The 16801-nt window shown below is 51.9% G+C and carries 17 protein-coding genes; 12 read left to right on the top strand and 5 right to left on the bottom strand.

Going from position 1 to position 16801, the window contains the following annotated elements:
- From ACTNE6_RS03590 to ACTNE6_RS03540, 11 genes are all read left to right on the top strand, one after another.
- Positions 1–903: a sulfite exporter TauE/SafE family protein gene (locus ACTNE6_RS03590; RefSeq protein ID WP_442498629.1), complete on the top strand. Its 903-nt coding sequence runs from the start codon at positions 1–3 to the stop codon at positions 901–903.
- A gap of 71 nt (positions 904–974) precedes the next feature.
- Positions 975–2555 carry a cytochrome D1 domain-containing protein gene (locus tag ACTNE6_RS03585; protein WP_442498628.1) on the top strand — a complete coding sequence of 527 codons (1581 nt, stop codon included), beginning with the start codon at positions 975–977 and terminating at the stop codon, positions 2553–2555.
- Positions 2555–2866, top strand: a complete 312-nt coding sequence (locus tag ACTNE6_RS03580; protein ID WP_442498627.1) for a c-type cytochrome — start codon at positions 2555–2557, stop codon at positions 2864–2866. The genes ACTNE6_RS03585 and ACTNE6_RS03580 overlap by 1 nt, the downstream gene beginning before the upstream one ends.
- Positions 2867–2872: 6 nt before the next feature.
- A complete protein-coding gene (locus ACTNE6_RS03575; RefSeq protein ID WP_442498626.1) occupies positions 2873–3178 on the top strand; it encodes a c-type cytochrome in 306 nt (101 codons plus the stop codon).
- Between the two features lie 81 nt (positions 3179–3259).
- Complete coding sequence (locus tag ACTNE6_RS03570) at positions 3260–4423, top strand: cytochrome D1 domain-containing protein (protein ID WP_442498625.1); 1164 nt, start codon at positions 3260–3262, stop codon at positions 4421–4423.
- A 4-nt stretch (positions 4424–4427) separates the two neighbouring features.
- A complete protein-coding gene (locus tag ACTNE6_RS03565; protein WP_442498624.1) occupies positions 4428–4886 on the top strand; it encodes an Lrp/AsnC family transcriptional regulator in 459 nt (152 codons plus the stop codon).
- Complete coding sequence (ahbB, locus tag ACTNE6_RS03560; protein ID WP_442498623.1) at positions 4879–5388, top strand: siroheme decarboxylase subunit beta; 510 nt, start codon at positions 4879–4881, stop codon at positions 5386–5388. The genes ACTNE6_RS03565 and ahbB (ACTNE6_RS03560) overlap by 8 nt, the downstream gene beginning before the upstream one ends.
- Entirely contained in the window at positions 5381–5824 is a 444-nt protein-coding gene (locus ACTNE6_RS03555; protein WP_442498622.1) for an Lrp/AsnC family transcriptional regulator, read from the top strand. The genes ahbB (ACTNE6_RS03560) and ACTNE6_RS03555 overlap by 8 nt, the downstream gene beginning before the upstream one ends.
- A 2-nt stretch (positions 5825–5826) precedes the next feature.
- Positions 5827–6333 carry a siroheme decarboxylase subunit beta gene (gene ahbB / locus ACTNE6_RS03550; protein WP_442498621.1) on the top strand — a complete coding sequence of 169 codons (507 nt, stop codon included), beginning with the start codon at positions 5827–5829 and terminating at the stop codon, positions 6331–6333.
- Position 6334: 1 nt separating this feature from the next.
- Entirely contained in the window at positions 6335–7495 is a 1161-nt protein-coding gene (gene nirJ / locus ACTNE6_RS03545; protein ID WP_442498620.1) for a heme d1 biosynthesis radical SAM protein NirJ, read from the top strand.
- A gap of 73 nt (positions 7496–7568) precedes the next feature.
- Positions 7569–7880: a hypothetical protein gene (locus tag ACTNE6_RS03540; RefSeq protein ID WP_442498619.1), complete on the top strand. Its 312-nt coding sequence runs from the start codon at positions 7569–7571 to the stop codon at positions 7878–7880.
- A gap of 42 nt (positions 7881–7922) precedes the next feature.
- Here the strand turns inward: ACTNE6_RS03540 and ACTNE6_RS03535 are convergent, their stop codons facing one another.
- The 5 genes from ACTNE6_RS03535 to glnK all read right to left on the bottom strand — a co-directional run bounded on the left by ACTNE6_RS03535 (position 7923) and on the right by glnK (position 14876).
- Positions 7923–11132: a DUF748 domain-containing protein gene (locus ACTNE6_RS03535; RefSeq protein WP_442498618.1), complete on the bottom strand. Its 3210-nt coding sequence runs from the start codon at positions 11130–11132 to the stop codon at positions 7923–7925.
- A gap of 98 nt (positions 11133–11230) precedes the next feature.
- A complete protein-coding gene (locus tag ACTNE6_RS03530) occupies positions 11231–12520 on the bottom strand; it encodes an ammonium transporter (protein ID WP_442498617.1) in 1290 nt (429 codons plus the stop codon).
- A 16-nt stretch (positions 12521–12536) separates the two neighbouring features.
- On the bottom strand, positions 12537–12875 hold the full coding sequence (locus tag ACTNE6_RS03525) for a P-II family nitrogen regulator (protein WP_194969769.1): 339 nt from the start codon (positions 12873–12875) through the stop codon (positions 12537–12539).
- Between the two features lie 230 nt (positions 12876–13105).
- Entirely contained in the window at positions 13106–14524 is a 1419-nt protein-coding gene (locus ACTNE6_RS03520; RefSeq protein ID WP_442498616.1) for an ammonium transporter, read from the bottom strand.
- Positions 14525–14537: 13 nt separating this feature from the next.
- The gene (gene glnK / locus ACTNE6_RS03515; RefSeq protein ID WP_194969771.1) at positions 14538–14876 is read right to left on the bottom strand and encodes a P-II family nitrogen regulator; all 339 of its coding nucleotides are present in this window, start codon (positions 14874–14876) and stop codon (positions 14538–14540) included.
- Positions 14877–15539: 663 nt separating this feature from the next.
- On the opposite strand from glnK, the gene ACTNE6_RS03510 reads away from it, so the two are divergent.
- Entirely contained in the window at positions 15540–16712 is a 1173-nt protein-coding gene (locus ACTNE6_RS03510; RefSeq protein WP_442498615.1) for a porin, read from the top strand.
- Positions 16713–16801: the final 89 nt, after the last annotated feature.

Raw genomic sequence — 16801 nt, 5'->3', positions numbered from 1 at the left:
ATGCTGGTGTTAATTGCGCTTTCCCTATTGATCGGTGTGCTGCTGGGCCTTTTGGGCGGCGGCGGCTCAATACTGACCGTGCCGGTTCTGGTTTATCTGGCCGGCCTATCGGCTAAAAACGCGATCATCACATCGTTAATCGTCGTCTGCCTGACCAGCTTGATAGCCGTAGTCAACCATGCCCGCAGCGGCAAGGTATGCTGGACCACCGGGCTGGCCTTCGGTCTGACCGGCATGATCGGTGCCTTTCTCGGCGGCCGACTGGCGGCCTATGTTCCGGACTCGCTGCTATTGGTGCTGTTTGCAGTCATTATGCTGGCCGCTTCACTGTCGATGCTGCGCAGTAAAAAAACACCTAAGCCTTTACAGCCCAACCGACTACCCTTACAGAAGCCCTGTCCTAAGCATTTGCCGCTCATAGCACTGATGCTTGACGGCTTTCTGGTAGGCTCGGTGACAGGCTTGATCGGAGTAGGCGGCGGTTTCCTGATGGTTCCAGCTCTCAATAATCTGGTGGGCTTACCCATACACGCCGCCATAGGCACATCGCTGTTCATTATGGTGATTCAATCCTCGGCGGCCCTGGCAGGGCACGCCAGCCACATGACCATCGACCTATTTATAACGGCACTGTTTTCAGCTTTCGCCATTATCGGCAGTTTTATCGGCAGCAGTTTGTCCGGCAAGATCCCCGGCCAGCATTTAAAACGCGGCTTTGGCATACTCGTTTTTATCCTAGGCTGTTTTCTGCTCTATCGCGAAATCAACCCGCCAATGATGGCTCAGATAAAAGACCTCGTCATCCGTCATCAGGACTTCATTCTTGGCGCTTCGACCATTCTGGTCATTATGCTGTCTTACCGGCTATGGCTCTGGACACACACATTGCAAAAAAAACAATGATCGTAATCAAACTTGAGCTTTTTATACTTATTGGATAATATTGATTCAATACTACCTGGAGTCCTTAGAGAATGAAAAACACAAAAAAGCTTCTGTCCCAATCAGTCATTGCCGGTTTAACGGCTCTCGTTTTACCTTTAGCCGTACAGGCGAAATCCGATGACAACATGCACCAGTTGTATCAAGACAACTGCGCGAGCTGTCACGGCGCCGATCATGGCGGCTATCTGGCGCCGGCATTGAATGCCGACACCCTGAAAGGCCGCAGCCCTACCGCTCTGCGCTCGCTGATCATGACCGGAAGCTTCGATACGCTGATGCCTCCGTTTTACGGCCGCTTAACGGACGACCAGATCCGAGGCCTGGTCAGCCATCTGCAAAAAACCCCCAAGCTGGATAACCCGGCCTGGACAATTGACGATATAAAATCGTCATTGAAAGTCTACGTCAAAGACGAAAGCACATTGCCTGACAAGCCGACTTATGAGATCAACAGCATGGATGACGTCATCGGTGTGGCAGCGCGCGGCAAATACGGACGCGGAGAAGGCTCCAAGGCCGTCTTCATCAACAGCACGACGCATAAACAAATCGGCGAAATCCCGACCGTCACAGCGGCGCATATCATCGATTACAATCCTGCCAATCCACGCTGGGCTTACGTAAAAACCGACACGGCGGAAATTTACAAAATCGACCTGTATTCCATGAAGGCCGTACGCAGCGTCAAAACCGGCTTTAACGGCCCGGGCATGGGCGTATCGCGCGACGGCAAATACATCATGGCCGGCTCATTTGTGCCGCACAACGCCGTCATTCTGGACGCCGACACGCTGGAACCTTTGAAGACCTTTGAACTGGAAGGCGTCGATCCGGACGGCAAAATGGTGACTTCCGATTCCGGCATGGTTATCGGCACGCCTTATGACGACATTTTCGCCATTGCCCTGGAAAATGCCGGCCAAGTCTGGGTGGTGGACCTGAAAAAAGATCAGGATTTCCCTGTCACTAAAATCACCGATGTCGGCCGCCATCTGCACGATGCGTTCCTGACCCATAACGGCCGCAAACTAATGATCGCTTCCTATGACGACAGCATCGTTGCCGCGATCGACCTGAAAGACCGCAAAATCATCAAGAAACTGGAAGCGGGCTGCGTGCCGCACGTAGGCGGTGGTTCGGCTGTAAAGGTTGACGGCCGCACGCTGGGCTTCGGCACCAACTTCGGCGATTGCGACAAAACGGTCGTCAGCGTCTGGGATCTGGATACCATGGAAGTGGTCAAGCAGATTCCTGTGTCCGGCGGCACCGAATCACCGGCCGCACATGCTAACGCGCCTTACGTAGCCGTGGACATCATCAGCAAAGACAGGCGCGCGCGCACTGTGCAGCTGATCGACAAGAAAACGCTGGAAGTTGCTAAAACTCTGGATGTCGGCGGTCATGCCTACTTCCCTGAATACAGCGCAGACGGCAAATTCCTGTATGTCAGCGCCGGTTACAGCGGCGATGAAGTCGTGGTCTACGATTCCAACTCGCTGAAAAAAGTCGCTTCTGTCCGGATGGAAAGCCCGGCCGGTATTTTCTCGCACGGCCGTGTTAAATACATGACTCGCGGTCTTTCTCCGGATGAAATGGAAGGGGCGAAATAATGAGAATATTTGCTCTCTCCAGCGTGTTGATCGCAGGTCTGGCCGTCGCCCAAAGCGCTAGTGCGGCTAGCATCTATGCGGGCCACGCGATTGCGGCTTCCACCTGCGCACAGTGCCACGGCGTTACCACCCCGTCCTCCGGCGCGCCTTTTCCGCCGCTGGCCGGACGCGATGCCGAGTATCTGAAATCGGCACTGAAGCAATACCGCGACAAGACGCGCGTATCGGACATCATGAATAATATTGCCGGTTCATTAAGCGATAATGATATCGACAATGTAGCCGCCTATTATTCAAAGCTGAAACCGTAAGTACGCATGAGAAAACTGCTGCTGTTAATATGGGTTTCCGGTACAGCACTTGCCGGCGAACCGTCAACAGACAGGCAAAACGCGCTGCGCAACATGCTCAAGCATGATTGCGGAGCGTGTCATGGTTTGACGTTAAAAGGCGGCCTGGGCCCTGCCCTGTTGCCTGAGGCATTGGCCGGGAAATCGGATGATTTTCTGGCCGATACCATTCTTAACGGCCGCCAAGGCACAGCCATGCCGCCCTGGCAACAATTTATCAACCGCGATGAAGCGCTCTGGCTGGTTAAAGTTTTACACAATCCCGAGCATTAATCCATACTAAGCAACAGGATGCGTCCGCGCATCCTGCCTTGTCCAAAACTTTAAAGTGCGCAAGCGCACTATTTTATTCATATGAAAAAGCTAATCCCCATTCTAGGCCTCGCATTTTCCCTCAACACCGTTGCTGAACCGCGCGCTACAGGCGATTTAGGCGTCGTTATTCAACGCGAAAACGGCAAGACGCTGATCATCAACAGTACTGAGCACAAACAGCTGGCTGAAATCGAAGGACTGGGGGATTTATCGCATGCCTCGGTCGTTTTCTCGCGCGACGAACGCTATGCCTATGTTTTCGGCCGCGACGGCGGATTGACCAAAGTCGATCTGCTCAATGACGCCATCGCCAAACGCATCGTCCAGGCCGGCAACAGCATCGGCGGCGCTATCTCTCAGGATGGCCGCTTTATCGCCGTATCCAATTACACGCCCGGCGGCGTCAAGGTTTTTTCTTCCGACACGCTGGAACTGGTCGCCGATATCCCGGCCGAATATGACGACGGCAAACTGTCCAAAGTGGTGGGCATCGTCGACGCCCCCGGACAGCGCTTTGTCTTCAGCCTGTTCGATGCCGGCGAAATCTGGGTGCTGGATCTTAAAAATCCGAAACAGCCCGACGTACAAAAATTCAAGAATATAGGCAAGCAGCCGTATGACGCCTTGATTTCGCCGGATGGCCGTTACTACATTGCCGGCCTGTTCGGCGAGCCCGGCCTAGCCTTGCTGGATTTGTGGGACACCTCGAAAGGCACCAAGCACATACTGCCGGAATACGGCAAAACCGATGAAAAACTGCCGGTTTTCAAAATGCCGCACCTCGAAGGCTGGGCCATGGCCGGCGATTATCTGCTCGTGCCCGCCATCGGCAAACACGAAGTGCTGGTGATAGACAAGCGCCAATGGCAATTGGTGAAAGCCATTCCGGTGGCCGGGCAGCCGGTTTTCGTCAGAGCCAGGCCCGATGGCCGGCAAATCTGGGTGAATTTTGCTTTCCCCGATAACAGTCTGGTGCAGGTCATTGACACCAAGAACCTGAGCATCAGTAAAACCCTGACGCCGGGCAAAGCGGTCCTGCATATGGAATTCACGCCGCGCGGCGAACAGGTCTGGGTAGCGGTTCGGGACGACAACCAGCTGGTCGTTTACGATACCGAAACACTTGCCGAAATCGCCCGTCTGCCGGCAAAAACGCCCAGCGGCATTTTCTTCAGCTCGCGAGCGCACCAGATAGGGCTGTAACGCCATGCTGACGTTTTTGCACAAGCGGTTGCTGAACGATTTCCAGCATGACTTCCCGCTCACGGAGCGCCCCTATCAGGCCATTGCCGATACACTGGGCGTTACCGAGGATGATGTAATTTCAGCTTTGAACGATCTGCATGACAGCCACTTTATCAGCCGCATAGGACCTGTCATTCCGCCCAACCACATCGGTGTCAGTACCTTGGCCGCGATGGCCGTGCCTGAAGAGCGGCTGCAGGAAGTCGCCGACAAAATCAGCGCCTATGCGGAAGTCAACCACAATTACGAGCGCGAGCACCGGTTCAACCTTTGGTTCGTCATCATTGCCTCCGATGCCGCCCACCTGCAGGATGTGATTGCCTCCATCGAACAGGAAACCGCTTACAAAGTCATGCAACTGCCCTTGCTGGATGATTTTTTTATCGATTTAGGCTTTAAGCTGGACCTGAATAATGATTGACAGCCGTGATCTTGAACTGCTAGGACGCATACAGACGGGCCTGCCCGTCTGCCCCCGGCCTTATGCCGAAATCGGGCGCTGCTGCGGCATGCCCGAATCGGAAGTGATCGAGCGCCTGGCCCGGTTGAAGCAGCAGGGCTTCATCAAGCGCATGGGCGTCATCGTCAAGCATCGGAAGCTGGGCTACCGCGCCAATGCCATGGTTGTCTGGAATATACCCGACGATCAAGTCAAGCAGCTGGGCGCCCGCATGAGCAGTTTTCCGTTCGTGACGCTCTGCTATCAGCGCCCGAGACGGCCGAGCTGGCCTTATAATCTGTTTTGCATGATCCACGGCAAGGACAGAGCCACGGTGTTGCAACAACTCGAACAGCTTGCCGACGCTTGCAGTCTGGCGGGCTTTGACCATGAAGTTTTGTTCAGCCGCCGCTGCTTCAAGCAGCGCGGCGCTGTCTACAAAAACATCGTAACTGTAGCTGACGCGGAAGCAGCCCATGGATAATCTGGACAAAAAAATCATCAATGCGTTGCAAGGCGGTTTTCCAATTTGCGATGCGCCCTACCGGCAAGTCGCTTTGGCGCTCAATATCACGGAAGCCGAACTGCTGACCCGGCTTCAAAACCTGCGCGCCAACGGTATATTGACGCGCTTCGGACCGCTTTATAACGCCGAACAGATGGGCGGAGCGCTTACTCTGGCCGCCGTTAAAGCGCCTGAAGACCGGTTTGATGAAATCGCCGATATCATCAATGCCTTTCCTGAAGTAGCTCACAACTACGCGCGCCGCCACACTCTGAATATGTGGTTCGTGATTGCTACGGAAACGCCCGAACAGGTCCAGCAGACCATTGAAGCGATAGAGCGCCAAACCGGGCTGACCGTCTACAATATGCCGAAAATAAAAGAGTATTTCGTCAACCTGAAGCTGGAAGCCTGATTATGCTCGATGCCACAGACCGCAAACTTATCGAGGCCACACAGGCCGGCCTGCCTTTGACGCCGGAGCCTTATCAAACCATTGCCGAAAAGCTGAATCTGACTGCCGATGAGGTCATGGCACGCCTGTCGGCCATGCAGGACAGCGGCGTCATCCGCCGCATCGGCGCCGTGCCCAATCACTATAAACTGGGTTACCGTTACAACGGCATGACCGTCTGGGACCTGCCCGACGATAAGATCGACGAATTGGGACAGCAAGTCGGCCAACTAGCATTCGTCAGTCATTGCTACCACCGTCCGCGGCATCTGCCCGACTGGTCTTATAACCTGTTTGCGATGGTGCATGGCAAAACCCAGGCCGACGTTGACCGGCAGATCAAGCAAATTGCCGATCTGCTCGGCGACCATAACCGCGGCTGCGATGTGCTGTACAGCACAAAAATCCTGAAAAAGACCGGTTTTCGCAGCCGCTCTAAAAGTACCCCATCCGATTCCGTAGACCCATAATATGTTCAGACTCAGCCACTATATGCGGGAACTGATCAGCCCGACGCCGATAAAACCAGCCCGCAAGCCGGCCGCGCCCGTCGTCATCTGGAACCTGATCCGCCGCTGCAACTTGGCCTGCAAGCATTGCTACACGACTTCGGCCGATATTGATTTTCCCGACGAATTGAGCACACAGGAAATCTACACGGTCATGGACGACCTGAAGGCGTTCAGAGTGCCGGTACTGATCCTGTCGGGCGGCGAACCGTTGCTGCGCCCCGATATCTTCGACATTTCGCGCCGCGCCAAGGACATGGGCTTTTATGTCGCGCTGTCGAGCAACGGCACGAAGATTACGGCCGGCAATATCGATGAAATTGCCGCGATCGATTATCAGTATATCGGCGTCAGCCTGGACGGCATCAAGGATACGCACGACCAGTTCCGCCGCATGCCGGGCTCGTTTGACGAGGCGTTGCGCGGCGTGCAGCTATGCCTGGAAAAAGGCATCAAGGTCGGCATCCGCTTCACCCTGACGCAGGACAACTATCAGGACTTTCCGGCCCTGCTGCAGTTAATGGACGACCATGATATCGACAAGTTCTACCTGTCGCACCTGAACTACGGCGGCCGCGGCAATAGAAACCGCAAGGATGACGCGCATTTCCAGATGACCCGGACCGCCATGGATCTGCTGTTCGAAACCAGCTATGAATGGCTCAAGGCCGGCAAGGACCGCGAATTCGTCACCGGCAATAATGATGCCGATGCCGTCTACTTCCTGCACTGGGTCGCCCGGAAATTCCCCGACAAAATCGACCATATCAAGGCCAAGCTGGAGCAATGGGGCGGCAATGCCTCCGGCGTCAATGTGGCCAACATCGACAATCTCGGCAATGTCCACCCGGACACATTCTGGTGGCATTACGATCTGGGCAATGTCAGACAGCGCCCTTTTTCTGAAATCTGGATGGATGTCTCCGATCCGCTGATGGCCGGGCTTAAGCAGAACCCGAGACCGCTGGAAGGCCGCTGCGCAACTTGTCATTTGCAGCGCATCTGCAACGGCAACACCCGGGTCAGGGCCCAGCAGACATCGGGCAATGCCTGGGCTGAAGATCCGGGCTGCTATCTGACTGATGAGGAAATTGGAATTAATTCTGGGAAACAGGTTGAGTAAGGAATGGAAAAAATATAATATTGAATCGAAATTTTAATCCAAATAACTAAAACAATAAGGATCAGAAGTTATCATGTCCCTTAACTTAACAAGAATTCTCCTGCTCACTGCGGCGCTTTCCACTTTTTCTATTAACGCTCAGGCAACCGAACATGCCAGGCCCGCTTTTACAGCATTGTCCGAAGTAAGCGGTTGCAGCTTCATAAGCGAAATAAAGATCTCATCCGATTACAACAAACATATTGACTGGCGCTCGCATTCGAAACATAAAGTCTTGCTGAAAGCCGAAGATATGGGCGCGACGCACATCGTCATACAAAGCATACAAGCAATCGGCGCATTTAACGGCATAATCGATGCCAATGCGTATCAATGTAAAGGCTAAACTCATGCCGCCTCTTGATTAAGCTCAATAAGAGGCCGTTCATCATTCAACCTTTAATGACAACGTACTCACAATCTCGTTATTTTCCCGTTTAGGATCGACTGCAGTATCGAGAATAAACACACGGTCATTCTCTATGCCGCCTTGCTGAACGAGATATCTTGCAATCGCCTGAGCCCTGTCCGCGGCCAGTTCTTTAAGCCGCCGTTCTTCCGGCTGGATGGCGGCGGTCAGCTTCTGCTTGGCAACTTCATAAAAATCGCCGCCTTTCGAATCCTTTAAGCGCGGCGCACCAAAAAACGATTTTTCCGCCAGCAACGGAAACTTCTCTATAAACATATCCGCGAGCAAGCGCTTGTATTGCTCGTCGGATAGTTCAATATACTCTGCAAGAATTTTTTTGCTGCCCTCTTTGTCTATCTCGGCGGCCCGCCTTTTTTTAAGCTGATCCAATAGCGCATCATCGGTCAGGGCAGGCCAATCCTGCTCCAGAAAAGCAGCGCCTTTAATGTCGACATTCAGCGCTGGCCGCTCATGGAGCGCTTTGGCTATTTTCTTCAGCTTGGCTTGTTGCTGTTCATCCAGCTCGGCCTTGCCGGCGGCAAAACTGACCTCGCTCAGGTCCTCCCCGCCGTTAACCAATGAAGCTAACGCATTAAACGGCGACTTGATCACTTTAGTGATGACATTCACCAGGGCATCCCTAATGATTGCACCGATACTGAATTTAGGGTCTTCGAGACTGCCGGTGATCGGCACATCGATTTTTATTTTGCCTTCTGAATCTTTCAGCAGCGCTACGGCCAATTCAAGCGGCAAGGACACGGCATCGGGATTTTCCACTTTCTCACCTAACGTTAACTGGTCTATCAGAATGCTGTTCGAGGCAGTCAGCTTGCCGTCCTCGACGGTGTATTTCAGCCCCAGCGTCATCTTGCCTTTCTCAACCTTATAACCGGCAAATTCCACCATATAAGGCGAAATCAGCGGCATCGGCATGCCGCGAAAATTCATTTGCAAATCGAAATCGCCTTGATACGGACTGACTTCCCCTTTGATGTCGACAGGTGCCAGATCGTAGGCCCTGCCTTTCAAAGCGACATTGATACGAGACTTTTCTTCCGAGGAGAATCCGCCGGCGCCGCCATTGAGGTCGGTAATTTTTGCCGCAAAAGGCAATATCAACGATAAGTCGGCGAAGTCAGACGAGCCGTCTGTCACCCGAATCCGGTCGATTTTAAAATAAAGCTTTTTATGATCGGCCGATCCCTTTGTTTTAGCCGGCGATGCTTCTTTAGCCTTCAATGCTTTTTTTGCTTTTTTGGCAGCCGGCGCCGTTTCGGATTTTTTGCCGTCAACGATAACGTCGTTAAAATTGATCGACTTGTCCTTCTCAATGATTACCCTTGCGTAAGGTTTATCGATAGCCAGTGTGCCGGCCGTATAACGCTCCGCCAGCATGTCCGCCTTGACATCTTTCAAGGCCAGATTTTTCCATTTGATAAAATCTTTATTGACCAGCTGATCGCGTGTCAATAGATCGGCAATGCCGGTTTCGCCTTCAAACTTGATATCCGGCGGCTTTTGTTCCTGTAGCGCGACCGACAGCTTGCCATCCATATAGAACTTGCCGTCCATGAGATCGAGCCGCACAAACTTTTCCCAATAAGACTGAAAGGGCTTCAGACCGATATTCTTGACATCGACGGATGTACGGGCAGAAAAAGGCTTCATGACCATATCGCCTTTGAGCGCTATCGATCCATTCTTATTAACATCGGTGTTGAGCTGAAAAGGCAGGCTGTTTCCATCTTCAGTGCTGAAATTGTTCAGCTTGAAATTGACGCCGGACAGTTTCACTGCAACAGGGTTTTTCAGCGTTCTATCTTCAAAAGCCAGCGCTGAGTTATTGAGTGCAATGCTGTTGATTTTAAGCTTCCAGGGCGCTTTTTCAGCGGCTGCCGGTTGAGGTGCGGAATTGGGAGCTTGAATTTCATTCCCTTTATTAGGCGCAAACAAAGCTTGGTAATTGACCATGCCATCGGCGTTCAGCCAGGCCTGCACATCGGCGCCATCGGCTGAAACAGAATCAATTCCGACCTGTTGCCGGTTTAGGTCCAGATCGATTCCGCGCACCGAAAAGCTCGGCACTTTAATCAGGGCTTTGTCCTGCTTTTGTTCCAAGAACTGGAAATCTCGGATGCCAAACCGCCCTTGGCTGACCACCAGCTTGAGTTTGTCGTTCGTATAACTGGCTTTGTAATCGACTTCGAGCAGTTCCTCGCCTTTTAAATTAAAGAGCACAGTATCCTGCACCATCAGCTGCTGGACTCTTTCAAGCGTCACCTTTTCCAGCTTGATATGGCCTTCCGAGGACAAAGGCTCGGTATTTAGCGTTCCCCGCCATTCCAGATGCTCGCCTGTATTCAACACTAACGACAAGTCTATGCCGAAGCGCCCCTTTTCCTTTAACGAATGGATCTTGTAAGTGACTGTCAGCAGTTCATCGCCTTTTAATTCAATCGGAGCGTTTTTCTGTCTGCCCAACGCCAGGATTTTTTGCAATTTGATCTTGTCGAGCTTGATACTGCCTTCCGAGACAGCCGGATTAACGCCAGCCGTGCCCTGCCAGTCAAACTGACCGCCCGGCGACAGCATGAGCGACAAACTTAAGTTGAACAGCTTATCGACCACTGTCGAGAAATTGTCTATCTGGAGATTGATCGGGAAAATCTGTTCTTTTATCGGCCGGCTGCCCGATGCATCTTCATAAGCCAGTTTTCCTTCCGCCACGGACAGTACTCTGATCGTTACAGGAAATATTTCGCCTTCTTCCTGTTGGGTTTCAGCCTTTTCCTTGATTAAATCTGTAAAGTTGAAGTCTCCGCTTTTTTGTCTGGCGATATGGACAAAAGGCTTTTCCAGCCGCACGTCATCAATAACCAATACGGATTGCTTGATGGATTCAAGCGCGTTGACATTGAAATGAAAACGATCGAAAGCGGCAAAAGGCTGGCCATTTTTCTCCTGAACCTCGATGCCTTCCAAACTGGCAAACAGTGAAAACGGGTTAAACTGAATCTTTTCGATGGATGCTTTCCTGCCGGTTTGCTGCTCAATGATGTCAGGCAGCTTCGACTTCAATACCGCCGGCACAACATAAAAACCGGCCACGGCATAGACAGCCAGCACGATAGCGATTGCCAATAAAACCTTTGCAATGATGGATACTGTTTTCCGTGTCTTTATCATAAGCCCCTGCGCTCAGATCAGCTTCATCTGCAACCATTCTAAACAAAAAAGGCGACCTCTACCGCCGCCTTTTTTGTGACAAAACACTGAGATTTAACTTATAGATCCTGATAGCCGGTCTCTTCGTGCAACACAATGTCCAGCCCCTGCACCTCCTCATCGGCAGTTACCCGCAGGCCTATCAGTTTATCCAGCACTTTCAATATCAGATAACTGAATACAATGCTCCAGGCTGCCGTTACGGCAATCGCCAAAGCCTGAACACCAACCTGATCCATAATCGATACGCCGTCAGCCAGTCCCAGGCCGCCCAGACCGCTTGCCGCAAACACGCCGGTCAACAACGAGCCCGTAACGCCGCCCACGCCATGTACGGGAAACACGTCCAATGAATCGTCGATTTTCAGCGTGCGCTTCACATAGTGCGTTGCGTAGAAACACACAATGCCAGCGGTAATGCCGATGACCAGAGCGCCGGTGGGGCCTATGAAACCGGAAGCCGGCGTAATCGTACCCAGCCCGGCCACCATGCCGGTCACAATGCCTAAGACACTGGGTTTGCCAAAATGTTGCCATTCGATAAACATCCAGGTCAAAGAACCGGACGCCGCGCCGATATGCGTGACCAGCATCGCCATGCCGGCATTGCCGTTGGCCGTCAAGGCGCTGCCGGCGTTGAAACCGAACCAGCCGACCCACAACATGCCCGCGCCGGTCACCACCATGGTCATATTATGCGGCGGCATGGCCGTGGTTGGAAAACCGCGCCGGTTCCCCAGCACCAGCGCCGCCACCAGGGCCGCAACGCCGGCATTGACATGGATCACAATGCCGCCGGCAAAATCCATTGCGCCCAGGTCGGCCAGCCATCCGCCGCCCCAGAGCCAATGGCAGACCGGCAGATAACAGAGAATTAACCATAAACCGCTGAACCAGAGCATCGCCGAAAACTTCATGCGTTCGGCAAAACCGCCGACGATCAATGCCGGCGAAATAATCGCGAATGTCATTTGAAACATGAAATAAACTGTTTCAGGGATATCGCCTGTCAGTGACTCGGTACCGATACCCGGTAAAAACAATTTGGATGTGCCGCCTATCAGCTTTTGCAGATCGCCGCCATCGGCAAAAATCAGGCTATAGACGCCGGCCAGCCAGAGTATGGAAACCAGGCAGGTAATTGCAAAGCACTGCATCAAAACCGACAGCACGTTCTTGCTTCTGACCAGGCCGCCATAAAACAGCGACAATCCCGGTATCGTCATAAACAATACCAGCGTCGTGGATGTTAACACCCAGGCCGTATTGGCCTGGTTCAACTCGCCGGCTACAGCCAGTTCCGGCATTAATAATAAAACTAAAGACAGTTCACCCGATTTAAATGACATTCTATTCCTGACATAATTAGATAGCGTCCTCCCCGGTTTCGCCCGTTCTGATTCGAATCACCTGTTCCAAATTGGAGACAAAGATTTTCCCATCACCGATTTTGCCGGTACTGGCCGCTTTTACGATTGTTTCTACTGCTTTATCCAAAATACTGTCCGGCACCGCGATTTCCAGCTTAACTTTAGGCAGAAAATCCACCACATACTCTGCCCCCCGGTAGAGCTCGGTATGACCTTTTTGACGGCCGAAGCCTTTAACTTCGGTGGCCGTCACGCCGGAGACGCCGATTTCAGATAACGCCTCTCTTACGTCATCCATTTTGAACGGTTTAATGATTGCTGTGATTAATTTCATGATTTCTCTCGATTATTAAAAGAAAATTAGGGATAACATCAACAGCCATCATAGTGAATTATCAGTCAACATACAATTGCCCGGCCGCCAGGGCATGCCGGGAAGCCCGTATCAATCCAAACGAAAACGGGCGCATGACGCGCCCATCTTCTATCCGATGTCTATGACTTTTATTCACCGTTTCATAATGCTTCAAAGACCGCTTCAACCGATCCCGAAGCTCCTAGAAATTAAAGGTTATAGGCCGATTCGCCATGCTCCGAGACATCGAGACCTGCACGCTCAACCTCTTCGCTGACTCGCAATCCGATCAGCATATCCACGATCTTATAGGCGATGAAGGACACCAAGCCGGACCAGATGATCGCCACGCCAACGCCCCATGCCTGGCTTGCGAGCTGGCTGGCCATACTGTATTCGGCCACGCTGTTGGTGACATAGTCCCAAACGCCGGTGCCGCCTAATGTCGGGCAGGCAACAATGCCTGTGCCCAGGGCGCCAATAATGCCGCCGATGCCATGCACGCCAAATGCATCCAGCGAGTCATCATAGTCGAGCCGGCTTTTCAGGCTGGTTACCGACCAGAAACAGATAGCGCCAGAAACCAGTCCAAGGGCAATAGCGCCCATAGGGCCGGACCAGCCGCAGGCGGGCGTAATGGCGACGAGCCCAGCAATAGCGCCCGAAGCCGCGCCCAGCATGCTGGGCTTGCCCCGAGCCGCCCATTCGGCCGTCATCCATGCCCAGGCTGCGGCCGCGCTGGCCAGCAGCGTATTGACAAAAACCAGGGCGGCCAAGCCGTTGGCTTCCAGATTGGAACCCACATTGAAGCCAAACCAGCCGACCCAAAGCAAGGCCGCACCGACCATAGTCATCGTGACGCTATGCGGCGCCAGGGATTCTTTTTTATAGCCGATACGCTTGCCGATCATCAGGCTGCCAATCAGGCCGGCTATGCCGGCATTGATATGTACAACCGTACCGCCGGCAAAATCCAGCGCACCTTTCTGGAACAGGAACCCTGCCGTAGCACCGGCGGCTTCAGCGGCATTTGCATCGGTATAGGCGTCAGGGCCCGCCCAGTACCAGACCATATGAGCCATAGGCAAATAGGCGAAAGTAAACCAGATCAGCATGAACAGCAGTACGGCTGAAAACTTGACACGCTCGGCGAAGGCGCCAACAATCAACGCGGGTGTGATGCCGGCAAAGGTAAGCTGAAAGGCAACATAAATATATTCAGGCACATAGACGCCCTTGCTGAACGTCCCGACTGCCGAGTCCGGTGTTATGCCTTTAAGAAACATCTTGCTGAACCCGCCGAAGAAAGCGTTGCCTTCTGTAAATGCGATGCTGTAACCGTAAATCGCCCACAGCAGCGCCATCATCGAAAAAATCACGAACACCTGCATCAGCATGGACAGCATATTCTTGGCCCTCACCATGCCGCCATAGAATAACGCCAGGCCGGGCACAACCATCAGAACGACCAGCACAGTCGCCACAATCATCCAGGCGGTATCGCCCTTTTCGATCGGCGTGGCTACTGCTGGCGCGGTTTCCACTAACACCGCTTCCGTTTCCGCGACTGAAAGCCCCGCAAAACTCAGCAACATAAACAGTACAAAGGTGTGTAAGAGTCTTTTCATATTTCCCCCTAAATTACAATGCTTCATCGCCGGTTTCGCCGGTGCGGATCCGGACCACCTGCTCCAGATTGGTGACGAAAATCTTGCCGTCTCCGATTTTGCCTGTGCTAGCCGCTTTGGTGATCACCTCTACGGCCTGATCGAGCAACTGATCGCCTACCGCGACTTCCACTTTGGCTTTAGGCAGAAAATCAACCACATACTCAGCTCCACGGTAAAGTTCGGTATGTCCTTTTTGGCGGCCAAATCCTTTGACTTCGGTCACTGTGACACCGGAAACGCCTATATCGGAAAGGGCTTCGCGGACGTCGTCCAGCTTGAAGGGTTTGATAATAGCGGTTATCAGTTTCATACAACACCTCATTGCTTACGTTAACTGTTGGAATATCCAATGCACAGACTGTGCCAAGAAAAAAATCCCGATAAATGCTGATAAAGCTGAGGTTTTTTGAAAAAAGGCCGCACAACTCCAGTGCAAATAGGGATTTGTAAGCACCATTTTGAAGCTTAAATACCGTATTAAGTCATCCGAGCTTTATACTCGCCCTGAACCATGTATGCCTAAAATCATCGCAAAGCTCTTCCGACCAATTGATTTGCTTTGAAGCGTAGCTAACGCCGATAATGATTCAACTTAATATCTGCAGTGAAACAAAAAATTCATTGGCATAACTTATGTTCTGCGCACTCCTTGTGACTGAAATACAGAGTCAGCCAGTAACACCTTATGCACCAAACTGGATCAAATAAATTTTTTTTGCACCATTTTGATTCAAACCGATAATATTAATTCTGCCTGATTCTTTATATTTATCAAGGCAATCCTGCTTAAGCATATTTGGCCCGCATCTTGCATTTATGATCTTAAGTGTATTAATAAAACCACATTTTGGGATACAAACAACTATATTTGAAATTAGTTTTACCAATGGACTTAAAATTTAGATTAACTTGGCATCCCAAGTTTATGATTTTCTTGGGATGCTTGATAAGAACCTGACAAAAGGCAATATTTATGCTGACTCATCACAAAAAATATAACGGCTGGCCGCTTACCTTATGCAGCGCCCTGCTTTGCTCATCACTGGCACAGGCGGACGACAAAGGGGCGGTTGAAAGCCTGACCGGTTTCAATATTAATGAAACAGCGCCCATGAAAAACCTGGGCATCAATGTCGGCGGCTGGGTCTCGGCCGGTATCGCGGGCAATCCTGATGATCCTGAAAGCAGAACAAACGGCCCTGTCACATTCAACAATCGCGCCAACGAATTCAATGCCCATCAATTGTACGGCTTTATCGAAAGAGCCGTTGACGCCGAAGGCAGCCAATGGGATGTGGGGTTTCGGGCCGATATCGCCTATGGCATAGACGCCTTCTACACCACGCAAGCCAACTTTGACGACAACCTGATCACGGATGGCTCCTCGCGCCTCTACAAACTCGCGTTCCCGCAAGTCTATGCGACGGTTTTCGCGCCTGTCGGCAACGGCATCACGACCAAAATTGGCCATTTCTATACGCCCCACGGCTTCGAGGTTGTCACCGCGCCTGATAACTTTTTCTTCTCTCATGCCTACACGATGCAATATGGCGAACCATTTACGCATACCGGCATCCTGTCGTCTTATCCTGTTAACGAAAACATCAGTATTTCCGCCGGTGTTGTATCGGGATGGGATTCATTCTTTCAGGAACCGGCTAATTTCCTAGGCGGGGCTACTTACACGACCGACGATGAAAAAACATCATTGACATTTACCTTGATTACCGGCGATGTCAACAAAAATGACGAACACAACCGTACGCTGTATACCATATTGCTAAGCCATGACATCACCGACAAGCTGCATTACAAACTGCAACACGATATGGGTATAGAAGAAAAATCGCAAAGCGCTGACCCAGCAAAATGGTATGGCATCAACCAGTACCTGACTTATGATGTGTCCGACAAAGTTGGCGTTGGCGCACGCTTTGAATGGTTCCGCGACGAAGACGGCATCAGGGTCAACGGCAACAAAGGCCATTATCTGGCGGCCACTGTAGGCATGAACTACAAACCCATGTCCTGGCTGACGTTACGCCCTGAAGTCAGATACGATCATTCAAATGGAAATGCGGCATATAATGATGGCTTAAGCTATAACCAAGTCCTGATTTCAGCCGATGCAATCGTTCGCTTTTAATCCCCCGACTCTTAATTTTATGCAACACAAGGACGTGTTTCATGTTTCAGGCGACGCACTAACACCGGGCTTGTTGCGCCCTTTTTTAG

This window comes from Methylobacter sp. sgz302048 (assembly GCF_052162025.1).
In the GTDB taxonomy this organism is placed as follows: Bacteria; Pseudomonadota; Gammaproteobacteria; order Methylococcales; family Methylomonadaceae; genus Methylobacter.
The sequence above is the reverse complement of the archived record's forward strand: the minus strand, read 5'-3'. Positions and strand labels throughout refer to the sequence as shown.